This window comes from Enterobacter cloacae complex sp. 302F9, from assembly GCF_050030335.1.
Lineage (GTDB): Bacteria > Pseudomonadota > Gammaproteobacteria > Enterobacterales > Enterobacteriaceae > Enterobacter > Enterobacter hormaechei_C.
This window is the reverse complement of the sequence record NZ_JBLGUC010000001.1, coordinates 1,703,575-1,719,160: the sequence shown is the minus strand read 5'-3', so window position 1 is coordinate 1,719,160 and position 15,586 is coordinate 1,703,575. Positions and strand designations below refer to the sequence as shown.

Annotated in this window: 14 protein-coding genes; 10 read left to right on the top strand and 4 right to left on the bottom strand. The window is 59.4% G+C overall.

The window, feature by feature from the left end:
* Complete coding sequence (gene efeU, locus ACQG0T_RS08045; protein ID WP_252051413.1) at nt 1–834, bottom strand: iron uptake transporter permease EfeU; 834 nt, start codon at nt 832–834, stop codon at nt 1–3.
* A 251-nt stretch (nt 835–1,085) separates the two neighbouring features.
* On the opposite strand from efeU, the gene ACQG0T_RS08040 reads away from it, so the two are divergent.
* The gene (locus tag ACQG0T_RS08040) at nt 1,086–2,270 is read left to right on the top strand and encodes a NupC/NupG family nucleoside CNT transporter (RefSeq protein WP_017384766.1); all 1,185 of its coding nucleotides are present in this window, start codon (nt 1,086–1,088) and stop codon (nt 2,268–2,270) included.
* Nucleotides 2,271–2,342: 72 nt separating this feature from the next.
* Here the strand turns inward: ACQG0T_RS08040 and ACQG0T_RS08035 are convergent, their stop codons facing one another.
* Nucleotides 2,343–2,762, bottom strand: a complete 420-nt coding sequence (locus tag ACQG0T_RS08035; RefSeq protein ID WP_271040665.1) for a DUF3574 domain-containing protein — start codon at nt 2,760–2,762, stop codon at nt 2,343–2,345.
* A 72-nt stretch (nt 2,763–2,834) separates the two neighbouring features.
* Nucleotides 2,835–4,343: a sodium/proline symporter PutP gene (gene putP / locus ACQG0T_RS08030; protein WP_017384768.1), complete on the bottom strand. Its 1,509-nt coding sequence runs from the start codon at nt 4,341–4,343 to the stop codon at nt 2,835–2,837.
* 422 nt (nt 4,344–4,765) lie between these two features.
* Between putP and putA the strand changes: the two genes are divergently transcribed.
* Entirely contained in the window at nt 4,766–8,728 is a 3,963-nt protein-coding gene (gene putA, locus ACQG0T_RS08025) for a trifunctional transcriptional regulator/proline dehydrogenase/L-glutamate gamma-semialdehyde dehydrogenase (RefSeq protein ID WP_271040664.1), read from the top strand.
* A gap of 100 nt (nt 8,729–8,828) precedes the next feature.
* Entirely contained in the window at nt 8,829–9,224 is a 396-nt protein-coding gene (locus tag ACQG0T_RS08020; protein WP_032647943.1) for a lysozyme inhibitor LprI family protein, read from the top strand.
* Here ACQG0T_RS08020 and rutR read toward each other — a convergent pair.
* Nucleotides 9,221–9,859, bottom strand: coding sequence for an HTH-type transcriptional regulator RutR (rutR, locus tag ACQG0T_RS08015; protein ID WP_032647941.1), 639 nt, complete (start codon nt 9,857–9,859; stop codon nt 9,221–9,223). The genes ACQG0T_RS08020 and rutR overlap by 4 nt on opposite strands.
* 245 nt (nt 9,860–10,104) lie before the next feature.
* Here rutR and rutA point away from each other — a divergent pair, with 245 nt between their 5' ends.
* From rutA to rutG, 7 genes are read left to right on the top strand one after another with little or no spacing between them, the layout of a single operon-like run.
* Nucleotides 10,105–11,196, top strand: a complete 1,092-nt coding sequence (gene rutA / locus ACQG0T_RS08010) for a pyrimidine utilization protein A (protein WP_063151337.1) — start codon at nt 10,105–10,107, stop codon at nt 11,194–11,196.
* Entirely contained in the window at nt 11,196–11,885 is a 690-nt protein-coding gene (gene rutB / locus ACQG0T_RS08005; protein ID WP_063151336.1) for a pyrimidine utilization protein B, read from the top strand. The genes rutA and rutB overlap by 1 nt, the downstream gene beginning before the upstream one ends.
* An 11-nt stretch (nt 11,886–11,896) precedes the next feature.
* The gene (gene rutC, locus ACQG0T_RS08000; RefSeq protein WP_040117477.1) at nt 11,897–12,283 is read left to right on the top strand and encodes a pyrimidine utilization protein C; all 387 of its coding nucleotides are present in this window, start codon (nt 11,897–11,899) and stop codon (nt 12,281–12,283) included.
* Nucleotides 12,284–12,290: 7 nt separating this feature from the next.
* Complete coding sequence (gene rutD / locus ACQG0T_RS07995) at nt 12,291–13,091, top strand: pyrimidine utilization protein D (RefSeq protein WP_045907445.1); 801 nt, start codon at nt 12,291–12,293, stop codon at nt 13,089–13,091.
* Nucleotides 13,092–13,100: 9 nt separating this feature from the next.
* The gene (locus tag ACQG0T_RS07990; protein WP_103270012.1) at nt 13,101–13,691 is read left to right on the top strand and encodes a malonic semialdehyde reductase; all 591 of its coding nucleotides are present in this window, start codon (nt 13,101–13,103) and stop codon (nt 13,689–13,691) included.
* Between the two features lie 12 nt (nt 13,692–13,703).
* Nucleotides 13,704–14,195 carry an NADH-dependent FMN reductase RutF gene (rutF, locus tag ACQG0T_RS07985; RefSeq protein ID WP_040117474.1) on the top strand — a complete coding sequence of 164 codons (492 nt, stop codon included), beginning with the start codon at nt 13,704–13,706 and terminating at the stop codon, nt 14,193–14,195.
* 21 nt (nt 14,196–14,216) lie between these two features.
* The gene (gene rutG, locus ACQG0T_RS07980; RefSeq protein WP_094089241.1) at nt 14,217–15,539 is read left to right on the top strand and encodes a pyrimidine utilization transport protein G; all 1,323 of its coding nucleotides are present in this window, start codon (nt 14,217–14,219) and stop codon (nt 15,537–15,539) included.
* The last annotated feature ends 47 nt before the right edge of the window (nt 15,540–15,586 follow it).

The window sequence follows — 15,586 nt, the reverse complement described above, 5'->3', positions numbered from 1 at the left end:
TTACGGCGCTACGCGCGACGCCTGCGAGCCGGTACGCGGCGGCATAGCGAACAGGATCAGCGCCGGAACCAGATAGATAAAGTACATCGCCACTTCGCTGACGCTCGGCGTTTCCTGGTAGCCGAAGATCCCTTCGAGCAGGGTACCGGTCAGTGAATGGGTCGACAGGACGTTGCTGAGATCGAACGCCACCTCCTGGAAGTGGTTCCACAGACCCGCTTCGTGGAAGGCGCGGATCGCCCCTGCCGCCAGCCCTGCGGCCACCAGCAGAATAAACAGGCTGGTCCACTTGAAGAACGCGCCCAGGTTAAGACGAATGCCGCCCCAGTAGAGCAGGAAGCCAAGCACAACCGCCGTGGCCAGCCCGAGCACCGCGCCCAGCGGCGGCCAGATGCCCACGTCCTGCTGAAAAGCCGCGAGCAGGAAGAACACAGACTCCAGGCCTTCACGCGCCACGGCGAAAAAGACCATCATGATCAGCGCCCAGCCGTGGTGGTTGCCTTTTTGCAGGGCGTTATCCACCGCCTGCTCAAGCTGTACCTTCACGTTACGGGAGACCTTGCGCATCCAGAACACCATCCAGGTGAGGATCACCACCGCAATCACGGCGACGATCCCTTCAAACAGCTCCTGCTCTTTCTGCGGGAACTCCCCGGTGGTTTCGTTGATGAGGATACCGAGGCCCAGGCAGAGCGCCGCAGCAAGGAAAACCCCAACCCACATCACGCCAATCCAGCGTCCGCGCTGGGTACGCTTCAGATAACTGGCGATAAGGCTAACAATCAGGGCCGCTTCAAGGCCTTCACGTAACATAATGAGAAAAGGAACAAACATGCCGACACCTTAAATGTTTATCGCGGTCAACTGATGCAAAGAAAAGTAAATTCTTGTGATAGTGATTATCATTACGGCAACAAGAAAAACAAGCGAAATGTGTTGCGTTTTGATGACCAGATGTAAACGCATTGCGGAGTAATAATTGCCTGAGTAACCGTTACCTTTATAAGGTATAACGAAAATGCCCATTTACGGTTAACCGGGGCTGTGGCTAAATGTCCGCCTCGAAAACCAACTGAAAATAAGCCATGTTTAAAATTGTCCATTTCCTGCTGGCGCTGGTGATTATTCTTGCGCTCGCCTGGCTGGTGAGTTTCGACCGCCGAAAAATTCGTATTCGTTTCGTTTTACAGCTGATCGTGATCGAAATCGCGCTGGCGTTCTTTTTCCTCCACGCAGAAAGCGGCCTGTTTATTATTAAATACGTTTCCGGTTTCTTTGAGTCGCTGCTTAAATTCGCTGCCGAAGGGACGAATTTTGTCTTTGGCGGGATGGGTGAAAAAGGGCTGGCGTTCATTTTCCTTGGCGTGCTCTGCCCCATTATTTTTATCTCGGCGCTGATTGGTATTCTTCAGCACTGGCGTATTCTGCCGATCTTTATTCGGGTGATCGGGACGCTGCTGTCAAAACTGAACGGCATGGGCAAGCTGGAATCCTTTAACGCGGTGAGTTCGCTGATCCTCGGTCAGTCGGAAAACTTCATTGCCTACAAAGGCGTGCTGGGCGATCTCTCCTCGCGTCGTCTGTTTACGATGGCTGCCACGGCCATGTCGACGGTTTCGCTGTCGATTGTCGGGGCCTATATGACTATGCTCGACGCCAGGTTTGTCGTCGCGGCGCTGATCCTGAACATGTTCAGCACCTTTATTATTCTTTCGGTCATTAACCCGGCCCGCCCGGAAGCGGAGCCGGATATCAGGCTGGAAAAACTGCACGAATCCCAGAGCTTCTTTGAAATGCTGGGCGAGTATATTCTGGCCGGTTTTAAGGTGGCGATGATTATTCTGGCGATGCTGATTGGCTTTATCGCCCTTATTAGCGCCATTAACGCCCTCTTCTCCGGCATATTTGGCATGAGCTTCCAGCAGATTCTGGGTTATGTGTTTTATCCGCTGGCGTGGCTTATTGGTATTCCGCTGAGCGATGCCTTAAGCGCGGGGAGCATTATGGCAACTAAACTGGTGGCGAATGAATTTGTGGCGATGATCGAGCTGCAAAAAATAGCCCATCAAATGTCACCGCGCGGGCTGGGGATTTTGTCCGTGTTCCTGGTATCGTTCGCTAACTTCGCTTCCATTGGCATTGTGGCGGGAGCAATAAAAGGTCTGAATGAGCAACAGGGTAACGTGGTGTCGCGGTTTGGTTTACGCCTTGTATACGGGGCAACGCTGGTAAGCCTGCTGTCGGCGAGCTTTGCGGGGTTGGTGCTGTAAGTTTTGTGCCCGGCGGCGCTTCGCTTGCACGGGCCTACGATACAACAACGGCGGGTTATCCCGCCGTTTTCATTAAAACTGCACGCACACCGGCTGGTCGACCCGCATCACCGACTCCTGCGCGAAGCGTGATTTATAAATTTCGCGCAACGCTTCGATGTTCTTCTCGCTCTGCGCATCTTTACCGTGGATCAGCATCAATGCCTTGCTCGGCTCGCGCGCCACTTTTCCATCATTCCCCAGCCACTGACCGCGCGCATCAAATACCGTTAAACCATCGCGAAAGCGTGGCGTCACGTCCTGGTCGACAAACTGCTGCCATTCGTTGCCTGTGATTTGCGCCCCGGCAGGACGGTTTAAGCCGAAATAAAGCGTGGTCTGCTGCATCTGATTTTCTGCTTTGCAGGTTTCCACCGCCGCGTGCTGTGCGGGTGCGCTACAGCCCGCCAGCATCACGAATGCTGCCACCATTAACCCTGTTTTAATTCTCATTGATGAAGACTCACATAGGTGAAAGGACTATCCCCTCTCCCCACCGGGGAGAGGGTTAGGGTGGGGGGTAAATTACTCAGCCTGGAGCTTAGACGGCGGCGCTGAGTGATAGTGCGCGTCCGCCTCCGCAAAGCGTTTCTGCATAGACGCAGACGGCGCTTTACCCAGCAGGCTAAACACCACGATACCGAGGCTGCCGAAGATGAAGCCCGGAATGATTTCGTACAGGCCCAGCCACGCGAACTGTTTCCAGACGATAACGGTTACCGCACCGATAATCATCCCCGCCAGCGCGCCGTTGCGGGTCATGCGTGACCACAGTACAGAGAACAGCACCACCGGACCAAATGCCGCACCGAAGCCCGCCCAGGCGTAGCTCACCAGCCCCAGGACGCGGTTTTCCGGGTTTGCCGCCAGCGCAATCGCCACCAGCGCAACCACCAGCACCATAAAGCGCCCTACCCACACCAGCTCTTTCTGGCTCGCGCCCTTACGCAGGAACGCTTTGTAGAGGTCTTCGGTGATGGCGCTGGAGCACACCAGCAGCTGACAGCTCAGGGTGGACATCACCGCCGCGAGGATCGCGGAGAGCAGAATACCGGCAATCCACGGGTTGAACAGGATCTGCGCCAGCTCGATGAACACGCGCTCGGCGTTCTGGTTCACCGCGCCCGCCTGCGCCGGGTTGTTGTTGAAGTACGCGATACCGAAGAAGCCGACCGCACACGCCCCCGCCAGACACAGGATCATCCACGTCATGCTGATGCGACGCGCGTGAACGATGGTGTGGTGAGAATCCGCCGCCATGAAGCGCGCCAGAATGTGCGGCTGGCCGAAGTAGCCCAGGCCCCAGCCCATCAGAGAGACAATGGCGACGAAGTTCAGCCCTTTCAGCATATCGACGTTTTCGATGCTCTTCTGCTTGATCACTTCCAGCGATTCGCCAAAGCCGCCGACGGTGAAAATGACAATCACCGGAGTCAGGATCAGGGCGAAGATCATCAGGCTCGCCTGCACGGTATCGGTCCAGCTTACCGCCAGGAATCCGCCCACGAAGGTATAGAGGATGGTTGCTGCGGCGCCGGCCCACAGGGCGGTTTCATAGCTCATGCCGAAGGTGCTTTCGAACAGGCGCGCGCCCGCCACGATGCCGGAGGCACAGTAGATGGTGAAGAACAGCAGGATCACCACCGCGGAGATAATGCGCAGGATACGGCTGTTATCTTCAAAGCGTCCGGTGAAGTAGTCCGGCAGCGTCAGGGCGTTGTTGTTGGCTTCGGTGTGCACGCGCAGACGGCCTGCCACCAGCTTCCAGTTGATCCACGCGCCAACGGTCAGGCCGATGGCGATCCAGCTTTCGGAGATACCGGAGATGAAAATCGCGCCCGGCAGCCCCATCAGCAGCCAGCCGCTCATGTCGGAAGCGCCCGCAGAGAGTGCGGTGACCATCGGGCCTAAGCTGCGCCCGCCGAGGATGTAGTCGTCAAAGTTTTTCGTTGAACGCCATGCCAAAAACCCTATCAGGATCATGCCAAAAATATAAACGAGAAATGTCACCAGCATCGGTGTGCTAATAGCCATTCAAATTCTCCAAAATGTCGAGCGACAACCGTCCGGGTTGCCTTGTTATGTCATCACCGGAACGTAGTGATGTGTGTATGTGTTTCCGTTGGGCGCGCTATCCTGCCGTATACGCATCCCACTGACAAACGATTTAACACTGCATTTACATGAATTTCATCCCTGGTTTTATACGTCTTTCCTATAGGTTGCACTCGCTCACGCTTTTACGGGTTGCACCTTTAAAAAGTGTTAAGCACCGCATAAAAACTGGGCTCAGAAACCGCCGCACGTTCTTTTTCACAGCTAACTAATCGTTAACAATCCATTCATTTTCCAGCTTGCAGACCAGGTCACATTTAACACGGTTGCACAAAGTTGCAACATGGTGGATATTTCACGCTATCAACAGAACGCTATTACAGAACAACAGGAGTTTTGGCATGGGGATGACCACCATGGGGGTTAAGCTGGATGACGCTACCCGCGAACGGATTAAAACCGCTGCGACCCGCATCGACCGCACACCGCACTGGTTAATCAAGCAGGCGATTTTTAACTATCTGGAAAGACTGGAGAGTGAAGAAGGTCTGCCGGAGCTGCCTGCTCTGCTGGCGGGCGCAGCGAACGAAAGCGAAGAGGCCGCGACGGCCATTGAAGAGAACCACCAGCCGTTCCTGGAATTTGCCGAGCAGATCCTGCCGCAGTCCGTCAGCCGCGCCGCCATTACCGGCGCCTACCGCCGTGCCGAAACCGACGCCGTGCCGATGCTGCTGGAGCAGGCGCGCCTGCCGGAAGCCGTTGCCGCTCAGGCGCACAGCCTCGCGTATCAGCTCGCCGACAAGCTGCGTAACCAGAAAACCGCCAGCGGACGCGCCGGTATGGTGCAGGGTCTGTTGCAGGAGTTCTCCCTCTCCTCGCAGGAAGGCGTGGCGCTGATGTGTCTGGCGGAAGCGCTGCTGCGTATTCCGGATAAAGCCACCCGCGATGCCCTGATCCGCGACAAAATCAGTAACGGCAACTGGCACTCCCACATTGGCCGCAGCCCGTCCCTGTTCGTCAACGCCGCCACCTGGGGTCTGCTGTTTACCGGCAAGCTGGTCTCCACCCATAACGAAGCCAACCTGTCACGCTCTCTGAACCGCATTATCGGCAAGAGCGGCGAGCCGCTGATCCGCAAGGGCGTGGACATGGCGATGCGCCTGATGGGCGAGCAGTTCGTCACCGGGGAAACCATTGCCGAAGCGCTGGCGAACGCCCGTAAGCTGGAAGATAAAGGCTTCCGCTACTCCTACGACATGCTGGGTGAAGCGGCGCTGACCGCCGCCGACGCGCAGGCCTACATGGTCTCTTACCAGCAGGCGATCCACGCCATCGGTAAAGCGTCCAACGGTCGCGGTATTTATGAAGGTCCGGGCATCTCTATCAAGCTTTCCGCCCTGCACCCGCGCTACAGCCGTGCGCAGTACGACCGGGTGATGGAAGAACTCTACCCGCGCCTGAAGTCCCTGACCCTGCTGGCGCGCCAGTATGACATCGGCATCAACATCGACGCCGAAGAGGCGGACCGTCTGGAGATCTCCCTCGACCTGCTGGAAAAACTGTGCTTCGAGCCGGAGCTGGCGGGCTGGAACGGGATTGGTTTCGTTATCCAGGCCTACCAGAAACGCTGTCCGTTCGTCATTGACTACCTGATTGATCTGGCCAGCCGCAGCCGTCGCCGCCTGATGATCCGTCTGGTGAAGGGCGCCTACTGGGACAGCGAAATCAAACGCGCCCAGATGGAAGGTCTGGAAGGTTATCCGGTCTATACCCGCAAGGTCTATACCGACGTCTCTTACCTCGCCTGCGCGAAAAAACTGCTCGGCGTGCCGAACCTGATTTATCCTCAGTTCGCCACCCACAACGCCCACACCCTGGCGGCGATCTACAGCCTGGCCGGGCAAAACTACTATCCGGGCCAGTACGAGTTCCAGTGCCTGCACGGCATGGGTGAACCGCTGTACGAGCAAGTGACCGGTAAAGTGGCCGACGGCATGCTGAACCGTCCGTGCCGAATCTATGCCCCGGTAGGTACCCACGAAACCCTGCTGGCCTACCTGGTGCGTCGTCTGCTGGAGAACGGGGCGAACACCTCCTTTGTTAACCGCATCGCCGATACCACCCTGCCGCTGGACGAGCTGGTGGCCGATCCGGTACAGGCCGTTGAGAAGATGGCGGCGCAGGAAGGCCAGATTGGTCTGCCGCATCCGAAGATTGCCCTGCCGCGCGAGCTGTATGGTGCAGGTCGCGTCAACTCGGCGGGTCTGGATCTCGCCAACGAACACCGTCTGGCGTCGCTCTCTTCTGCCCTGCTAAACAGCGCATTGCATAAGTGGCAGGCCAGGCCGATCCTTGAGCAGTCCGTTGAGGACGGTGAAATGCAGCCGGTGATCAACCCGGCAGAGCCGAAGGATATCGTCGGCTACGTGCGCGAAGCCACGGAAACGGAAGTGGAGCAGGCCCTGGAGAGCGCGGTGAACAACGCGCCAATCTGGTTTGCCACCCCGCCGCAGGAGCGTGCCGCCATTCTGGAACGCGCGGCGGTGCTGATGGAAGATCAGATGCAGCAGCTTATCGGCATTCTGGTGCGTGAAGCGGGTAAAACCTTCAGCAACGCCATCGCCGAAGTGCGCGAGGCGGTCGACTTCCTGCACTACTACGCCGGTCAGGTGCGCGATGATTTCGACAACGAAACCCACCGTCCGCTCGGCCCGGTGGTGTGTATCAGCCCGTGGAACTTCCCGCTGGCGATCTTCACCGGCCAGATTGCCGCGGCGCTGGCCGCAGGCAACAGCGTGCTGGCGAAACCGGCAGAGCAGACCCCGCTGATTGCCGCCCAGGGCATTAACATTCTGCTGGAAGCGGGCGTACCGGCGGGCGTGGTGCAGCTGCTGCCAGGGCGCGGTGAAACGGTCGGGGCCAAACTGACCTCCGATAACCGCGTACGCGGCGTGATGTTTACCGGTTCTACCGAAGTGGCCTCCCTGCTACAACGCAACATCGCCACCCGTCTGGATGCGCAGGGCCGTCCTACCCCGCTGATCGCTGAAACCGGCGGCATGAACGCCATGATCGTGGACTCCTCCGCGCTCACCGAGCAGGTCGTCGTTGACGTGCTGGCCTCTGCCTTCGACAGCGCGGGCCAACGCTGTTCCGCCCTGCGCGTACTGTGCTTACAGGATGACGTGGCTGACCACACGCTGAAGATGCTGCGCGGTGCGATGGCGGAATGCCGCATGGGCAACCCGGGCCGTCTCACCACCGACATCGGGCCGGTCATCGACGCGGAAGCCAAAGCCAACATTGAAAACCACATTCAGACCATGCGTGCCAAAGGCCGTCCGGTGTTCCAGGCGGTGCGCGAGAACAGCGAAGATGCCCGCGAGTGGCAGACCGGCACCTTCGTGCCGCCAACGCTGATTGAGCTGGCAAGCTTCGACGAGCTGAAAAAAGAGGTCTTCGGTCCGGTACTGCACGTGGTGCGCTACAACCGTAACAACCTCAACGAGCTGATCGATCAGATCAACGCCTCGGGTTACGGCCTGACGCTTGGCGTGCATACCCGTATCGACGAAACCATTGCCCAGGTGACCGGCAATGCTAAAGTCGGCAACCTGTACGTCAACCGCAACATGGTTGGCGCGGTCGTGGGCGTGCAGCCGTTCGGCGGTGAAGGTCTCTCCGGCACCGGCCCGAAAGCGGGCGGTCCGCTCTATCTGTACCGCCTGCTGGCAAACCGTCCGGAAAATGCGCTGGGCGTGACGCTGGCGCGTCAGGACGCGGAATATCCGGTGGATGCGCAGGTGAAAGCCGTGCTGACCCAGCCGCTGGACGCGCTGATTAAGTGGGCTGAAAATCGTCCCGAGCTGCATGCGATTGCACAGCAGTACGGCGAACTGGCGCAGGCGGGAACACAGCGTCTGCTGCCGGGTCCAACCGGTGAGCGCAACACCTGGACGCTGATGCCGCGCGAGCGTGTGCTGTGCGTGGCGGATAACGAGGAGGATGCGCTGGTGCAGCTGGCAGCCGCAACGGCAACGCGCTGTGAGGTGCTGTGGCCGGAAGATGCCCTGCATCGCGACCTCGCCAAACAGTTGCCAAAAGCGGTCTCGGCCCGCATTCGCTTTGCGAAGGCCGATGCCCTGCTGACCCAGCCGTTTGACGCGGTGATCTACCACGGTGATTCCGACCAGCTGCGCGAACTGTGCGAGCAGGTTGCGGCCCGCAGCGGCGCGATTGTCTCGGTGCAGGGCTTCGCCCGCGGGGAGACCAACCTGCTGCTGGAGCGTCTGTACGTTGAGCGCTCGCTCAGCGTCAACACCGCGGCGGCGGGCGGTAACGCCAGCCTGATGACAATCGGTTAATCGTGTAAACTCTCCCCGGTGACGCTACGCTTACCGGGGCTACAAAATAGCCCAGGCCGGATAAGCGCAGCGCATCCGGCTTTTTTACACGGAGGGAATGATGAAAAGAATATTTCTCGCAGGCGCAGCACTGCTGCTCAGCGCCAGTGCGCTGGCCGACGAGTGCGACAAAGCGACCACCCAGACAGAACTCAGTGCCTGTGCGGCAGAGCAGTACCAGGCTGCGGATAAAAAGCTCAACCAGACGTACCAGGCCGCCATCAAACGCGCGGCAGCCCCTCAGCGCGACCTGCTGAAAAAGGCGCAGCAGGCGTGGATCGCCCTGCGTGACGCAGACTGTAAATTGATGGGTTCAGGAACCGAAGGTGGCACTATTCAGCCGATGATTATCAACCAGTGCCTGACGGAGAAAACAGCGGAGCGCGAAGCCTTTCTGGCCTCGTTGATGCAGTGTGAAGAGGGCAATTTAAGCTGCCCTTTCCAACCGGCTGATTAGCGCACACGGATCCCTTCGATAATCATCCGCTGCACGTTATCCAGCGTACTCTGGAAAAACGCCTCGTCCTGGAGCGTTTTACCGGTCACCGCCTCGACCTGGGCCGCGAAGTCAGCGTAGTGCTGGGTTGAGGCCCAAATCATGAAGATCAGATGATGCGGATCGACGGGCGCCAGTTTTCCGCTGGCGACCCATCCGGCAATAATGGCCGATTTATCGTCCACCAGCTGTTTTAGATCTCCCGTCAGCTCCGCCTGCAACAGCGGCGCGCCCTGCAACATCTCCAGGCAGAACAGCCTTGATGCCTGCGGGTAATCACGCGATACCTCCAGCTTCAGGCGTATGTACTCCTCTATCGCCACCAGCGGGGCCAGCTCTTCGCGAAACGCCTTTAGAGGTGCCAGCCAGATATCGAGGATCTGCTGCATCACCGCGATATAGAGCGCCTCTTTTGACGGGTAGTAGTAGAGCAGATTGGTTTTGGACACCCCGGCCTGCTCCGCCACCTGCTCAAGGCGCGTACCGTGAATACCAAACTGCGAAAATGTCTCCAGCGCAGCGCTGAGGATCGCCTGTTTCTTGGCGCTCACCGCCTGCGAACGTTTTCCGGGTGTTTTCACTGCGCCTTGTGTCATTTTCGCTCTCCATTTTCTGTCCTGCGCTCAGCATAGCAAAACCCCCGTCTCGCCACGACCTTCTGCACCCTCAGCGCGCATGAGTGCCTGTTTTCTGTGCAATGATTTTGACCATCCAGTCCACATTTTCGCTGTTAATTTTAACAACCATCATTTAACACATTAATAACAAAGTGATTTTCAAAACTGGCACTGCCTTTGCAAAAACATCGTGACACCTGCGACGTAATGAAGAGAGGTTCGTGATGAAAATTGGCGTATTTGTACCGATCGGCAACAACGGCTGGCTTATCTCGACCACTGCCCCGCAATACATGCCGACCTTTGAGCTGAATAAAGCCATCGTGCAGAAAGCGGAGCACTACCACTTCGACTTTGCGCTCTCGATGATCAAGCTGCGCGGTTTCGGCGGTAAGACCGAATTCTGGGACCACAACCTGGAGTCTTTCACCCTGATGGCGGGCCTGGCGGCGGTAACCTCGCGCATCCAGATTTACGCCACCGCCGCCACCCTTACCCTTCCCCCGGCAATCGTGGCGCGGATGGCCTCCACCATCGACTCCATCTCCGGCGGGCGCTTTGGCGTTAACCTGGTCACCGGCTGGCAAAAGCCGGAGTACGAGCAGATGGGGATCTGGCCGGGGGACGATTACTTCTCCCGTCGTTACGACTACCTGACTGAATATGTGCGGGTGCTGCGCGATCTATGGGGCACCGGCAAAAGCGATTTCAAAGGCGACTTCTTTACCATGAACGACTGCCGCGTCAGCCCGCAGCCGTCGGTGCCGATGAAGGTGATATGCGCCGGACAGAGCGACGCGGGAATGGAATTCTCGGCGAAATACGCCGACTTCAACTTCTGCTTCGGCAAAGGCGTTAACACCCCGGCCGCCTTCGCGCCCACCGCGGCACGCATGAAAGCGGCCGCCGACAAAACCGGGCGCGACGTGGGTTCCTACGTGCTGTTTATGGTGATTGCCGACGAAACCGACGACGCCGCGCGCGCCAAATGGGAACGATACAAGGACGGCGCGGATGACGAAGCGCTGAGCTGGCTTACCGAGCAGAGCCAGAAGGATACCCGCTCCGGCGCGGACACCAACGTTCGCCAGATGGCCGACCCGACGTCTGCCGTCAATATCAACATGGGCACCCTGGTTGGCTCGTATGCCAGCGTCGCCAGAATGCTCGACGAAGTGGCTGCCGTGCCCGGCGCCGAAGGCGTGCTGCTGACCTTCGATAATTTTCTCACCGGCGTGGAAACTTTCGGCGAGCGCATTCAGCCGCTGATGCAGTGCCGCGCCCACATCCCTGCCGTGACGAAGGAGGTGGCGTAATGACGACCCTCAACGCTCGCCCGGAAGCCATTACCTTTGACGCGCAGCGCAGCGCGCTGATCGTGGTGGATATGCAAAACGCCTATGCCAGTAAAGGCGGGTATCTGGATCTGGCCGGGTTTGACGTCTCCACCACGCAGCCGGTGATTGAGAACATCAAAACCGCCGTGAGCGCCGCGCGTGCTGCGGGCATGCTGATCGTCTGGTTCCAGAACGGCTGGGACGACCAGTACGTCGAGGCTGGCGGTCCCGGCTCACCCAACTTTCACAAATCCAACGCCCTGAAAACCATGCGTCAACGGCCCGAACTCCAGGGCACGCTGCTGGCGAAAGGCGGCTGGGATTATCAGCTGGTGGATGAGCTGGTACCGGAACCCGGCGATATCGTGCTGCCGAAACCGCGCTACAGCGGCTTTTTCAATACCCCGCTCGACAGCCTGCTGCGCAGCCGGGGCATTCGCCATCTGGTGTTCACCGGCATCGCCACCAACGTGTGCGTGGAGTCGACCCTGCGCGACGGCTTTTTCCTCGAGTATTTTGGGGTGGTGCTGGAGGATGCCACCCATCAGGCCGGGCCGGATTTTGCCCAGAAAGCCGCCCTGTTCAATATCGAAACCTTTTTTGGCTGGGTCAGTAACGTCAATGATTTCTGCGACGCGCTGGATCCCCCGCTCGCCCGCATCGCCTGAGGAGAACCGCTATGCCGAAATCCGTGATTATTCCGCCGGGCACCAGCACCCCGATTGCCCCGTTTGCCCCCGGCACTCTCGCCGACGGCGTGGTGTATGTCTCGGGCACGCTGCCGTTTGATAAAGACAACAACGTGGTGTTTATCGATGACCCAAAGGCGCAAACCCGCCACGTGCTGGAGACGATCAAAACCGTGATCGAAACGGCGGGTGGGACGATGGAGGACGTGACCTTCAACAGCATCTTTATCACCGACTGGAAAAACTACGCCGCGATTAACGAAATCTACGCGGAGTTTTTCCCCGGCGATAAACCGGCGCGGTTTTGCATCCAGTGCGGGCTGGTAAAGCCCGAAGCGCTGGTTGAAATTGCCACCGTTGCGCACATCGCGAAGTGAGGCGGCCATGAAACTGTCCATTTCACCGCCCCCCTTTGCGGGCGCGCCCGTGGTGGTACTGATTGCCGGGCTCGGCGGCAGCGGCAGCTACTGGCTGCCCCAGCTCGCCGTGCTGGGGCAGGAGTATCAGGTGGTGTGCTACGACCAGCGGGGCACGGGGAACAACCCGGATACCCTGCCGGAAAACTACACCCTCGCACACATGGCCGACGAGCTTGCGCTGGCGTTAGCCGGGGCCGGGATCGCCCGTTACTGCGTAGTCGGCCACGCGCTGGGGGCGCTGGTCGGCCTGCGGCTGGCCATCGATAAGCCCGACGCCCTCACCGCGCTGGTCTGCGTCAACGGCTGGCTGACCCTCAATGCCCATACCCGCCGCTGTTTTGACGTTCGCGAACGTCTGCTGCATGCGGGCGGCGCGCAGGCGTGGGTAGAGGCACAGCCGTTGTTCCTCTACCCGGCAGACTGGATGGCCGCCCGCGCCCCGCGGCTGGAGGCCGAGCACGCGCTGGCGCTGGCCCATTTTCAGGGCAAAGCCAATCTGCTGCGCAGGCTGCATGCCCTGAAACAGGCCGATTTCAGCCGCCACGCTGCACGCGTTCGCTGCCCCGTACAGATTATCTGCTCCACCGACGATCTGCTGGTGCCGTCCGTCTGCTCCGCTGAACTGCACGCCGCCCTCCCGCACGCCCGCAAAACGGTCATGCGCCAGGGCGGGCATGCCTGCAATGTGACCGCGCCGGACATCTTTAACACTCTGCTGCTGAACGGGCTTGCCAGCCTGCTGCACAGCCCAGAACCCGCTTTGTAAGGAGCTTGAATGAGCGAAGCCATCACGCCCGCCGCGCTGGAAACGCTGTTTACCGGCGCACGTACCCATAACGGCTGGCTGGATATACCGGTCAGTGACGAGACGCTGCGCGAGATTTATGACCTGATGAAATGGGGGCCGACGTCCGCCAACTGCTCCCCGGCGCGCATTGTGTTTGTGCGAAGCCCGGAAGGAAAAGAGAAGCTGCGCCCGGCGCTCACCAGCGGCAACCTGGAGAAAACGCTCACGGCCCCGGTCACGGCGATTGTCGCCTGGGACAGCGAGTTTTATGAGCGCCTGCCTGAACTGTTCCCGCACGGCGATGCCAGAAGCTGGTTTACCGCAAGCCCCGCGCTGGCGGAAGAGACCGCCTTTCGCAACAGTTCGATGCAGGCCGCGTACCTGATTTTCGCCTGTCGCGCGCTCGGGCTGGACACCGGGCCGATGTCGGGTTTTGACCGGGAAAAAGTGGACGCGGCCTATTTCACGGGCACGCTGCTCAAAAGCAATCTGCTGATTAACATCGGCTATGGCGATACGACCAAACTGTACGGACGCCTGCCGCGTCTGGCCTTTGACGATGCCTGCGGGCTGGCGTAAGGAGCGAACGTGATGACACCGGATAAACAAACCTTTCGCGACGCTATGGCCTGCGTCGGCGCAGCGGTCAATATCATCACCACCGACGGCCCGGCGGGAAAAGCGGGCTTCACCGCCAGCGCGGTATGCAGCGTAACCGATTCCCCGCCCACTCTGCTGGTTTGCCTCAACCGTGGCGCGTCCGTCTGGTCGACGTTTAGCGAAAACCGCACCCTGTGCGTTAACACACTGAGTGCCGGACAGGAGCCATTATCCAACCTGTTTGGCGGTAAAACGCCGATGGCGGAACGCTTTGCCGCCGCTCGCTGGCAAACGGGCGACACGGGCTGCCCGCGTCTGGAGGACGCGCTCGCCTCGTTCGACTGCCGTATCAGCCAGGTGGTCAGCGTCGGTACTCACGACATTCTGTTCTGCGACATTGTATCCATCGTACGCCACCCGGCGCCGCAAGGGCTGGTGTGGTTTGACCGCGGCTATCACGCACTTATGCGACCCGCCTGTTAATCCGCATTCAGGAGACAGATCATGTTCGGACTTCCCCACTGGCAGTTGAAATCGACCTCCACAGAAGCAGGCGTGGTCGCGCCGGATGAAAGGCTCCCGCTCGGGCAGACCATGGTGATGGGCGTGCAGCATGCGGTCGCGATGTTTGGGGCGACGGTGCTGATGCCCATGCTGATGGGGCTGGATCCTAACCTCGCCATTTTGATGTCGGGTATGGGTACCCTGCTGTTCTTTTTTGTCACCGGCGGGCGTGTGCCCAGCTATCTGGGCTCCAGCGCCGCCTTCGTTGGGGTGGTCATTGCAGCGACCGGGTTTAACGGTCAGGGTATTAACCCCAACCTGAGCGTGGCCCTCGGCGGCATTATCGCCTGTGGGCTGGTCTACACCCTGACCGGTCTGGTGGTGATGAAAGTCGGCACGCGCTGGATCGAGCGGATGATGCCCCCCGTCGTCACCGGGGCGGTGGTGATGGCGATAGGCCTGAACCTCGCGCCGATTGCGGTGAAGAGCGTTTCCGGCTCACCATTTGAAAGCTGGATGGCGGTGATAACGGTGCTGTGCATCGGCGTGGTGGCGGTCTTTACGCGCGGCATGATCCAACGGCTGCTGATCCTGGTCGGGCTGATTGCGGCCTGTCTGGTCTACGCGCTGCTGGCGAACGTGTTCGGTCTCGGCAAACCGGTTGATTTCACACTGATTCACCAGGCCGCCTGGTTCGGCCTGCCGCAGATGACCTCACCCACCTTTAACGCTCAGGCGATGATGCTCATCGCGCCTGTCGCGGTGATTCTGGTGGCTGAAAACCTGGGCCACCTGAAAGCCGTAGCGGGAATGACCGGGCGCAATATGGATCCGTATATAGGGCGGGCGTTTGTGGGAGACGGTCTGGCGACCATGCTCTCCGGCTCGGTCGGCGGCAGCGGCGTGACGACCTACGCGGAAAACATCGGCGTGATGGCTGTGACCAAAGTCTACTCGACGCTGGTCTTCGTGGCGGCGGCGGTGATGGCGATGCTGCTCGGCTTTTCCCCGAAATTCGGCGCATTGATCCACACCATCCCGGCCCCCGTGATTGGCGGCGCCTCGATTGTGGTATTTGGTCTGATTGCCGTGGCAGGGGCACGTATCTGGGTGCAGAATCATGTTGATCTGAGCCAGAACGGTAACCTGATCATGGTGGCGGTAACGCTGGTGTTGGGGGCGGGTGATTTCGCCCTGACGCTGGGCGGATTTACGGTGGGCGGGATTGGCACGGCGACCTTCGGCGCGATCCTGCTCAATGCCCTGCTGAGCCGCCGGAAAAGGGATGTACCGCAAGGAAAAGCCATCACCCCCTCCACCTGAAATACGTGCCGCTTTCTTGCCGGGTGACGCTACGCTTACCCGGCCTA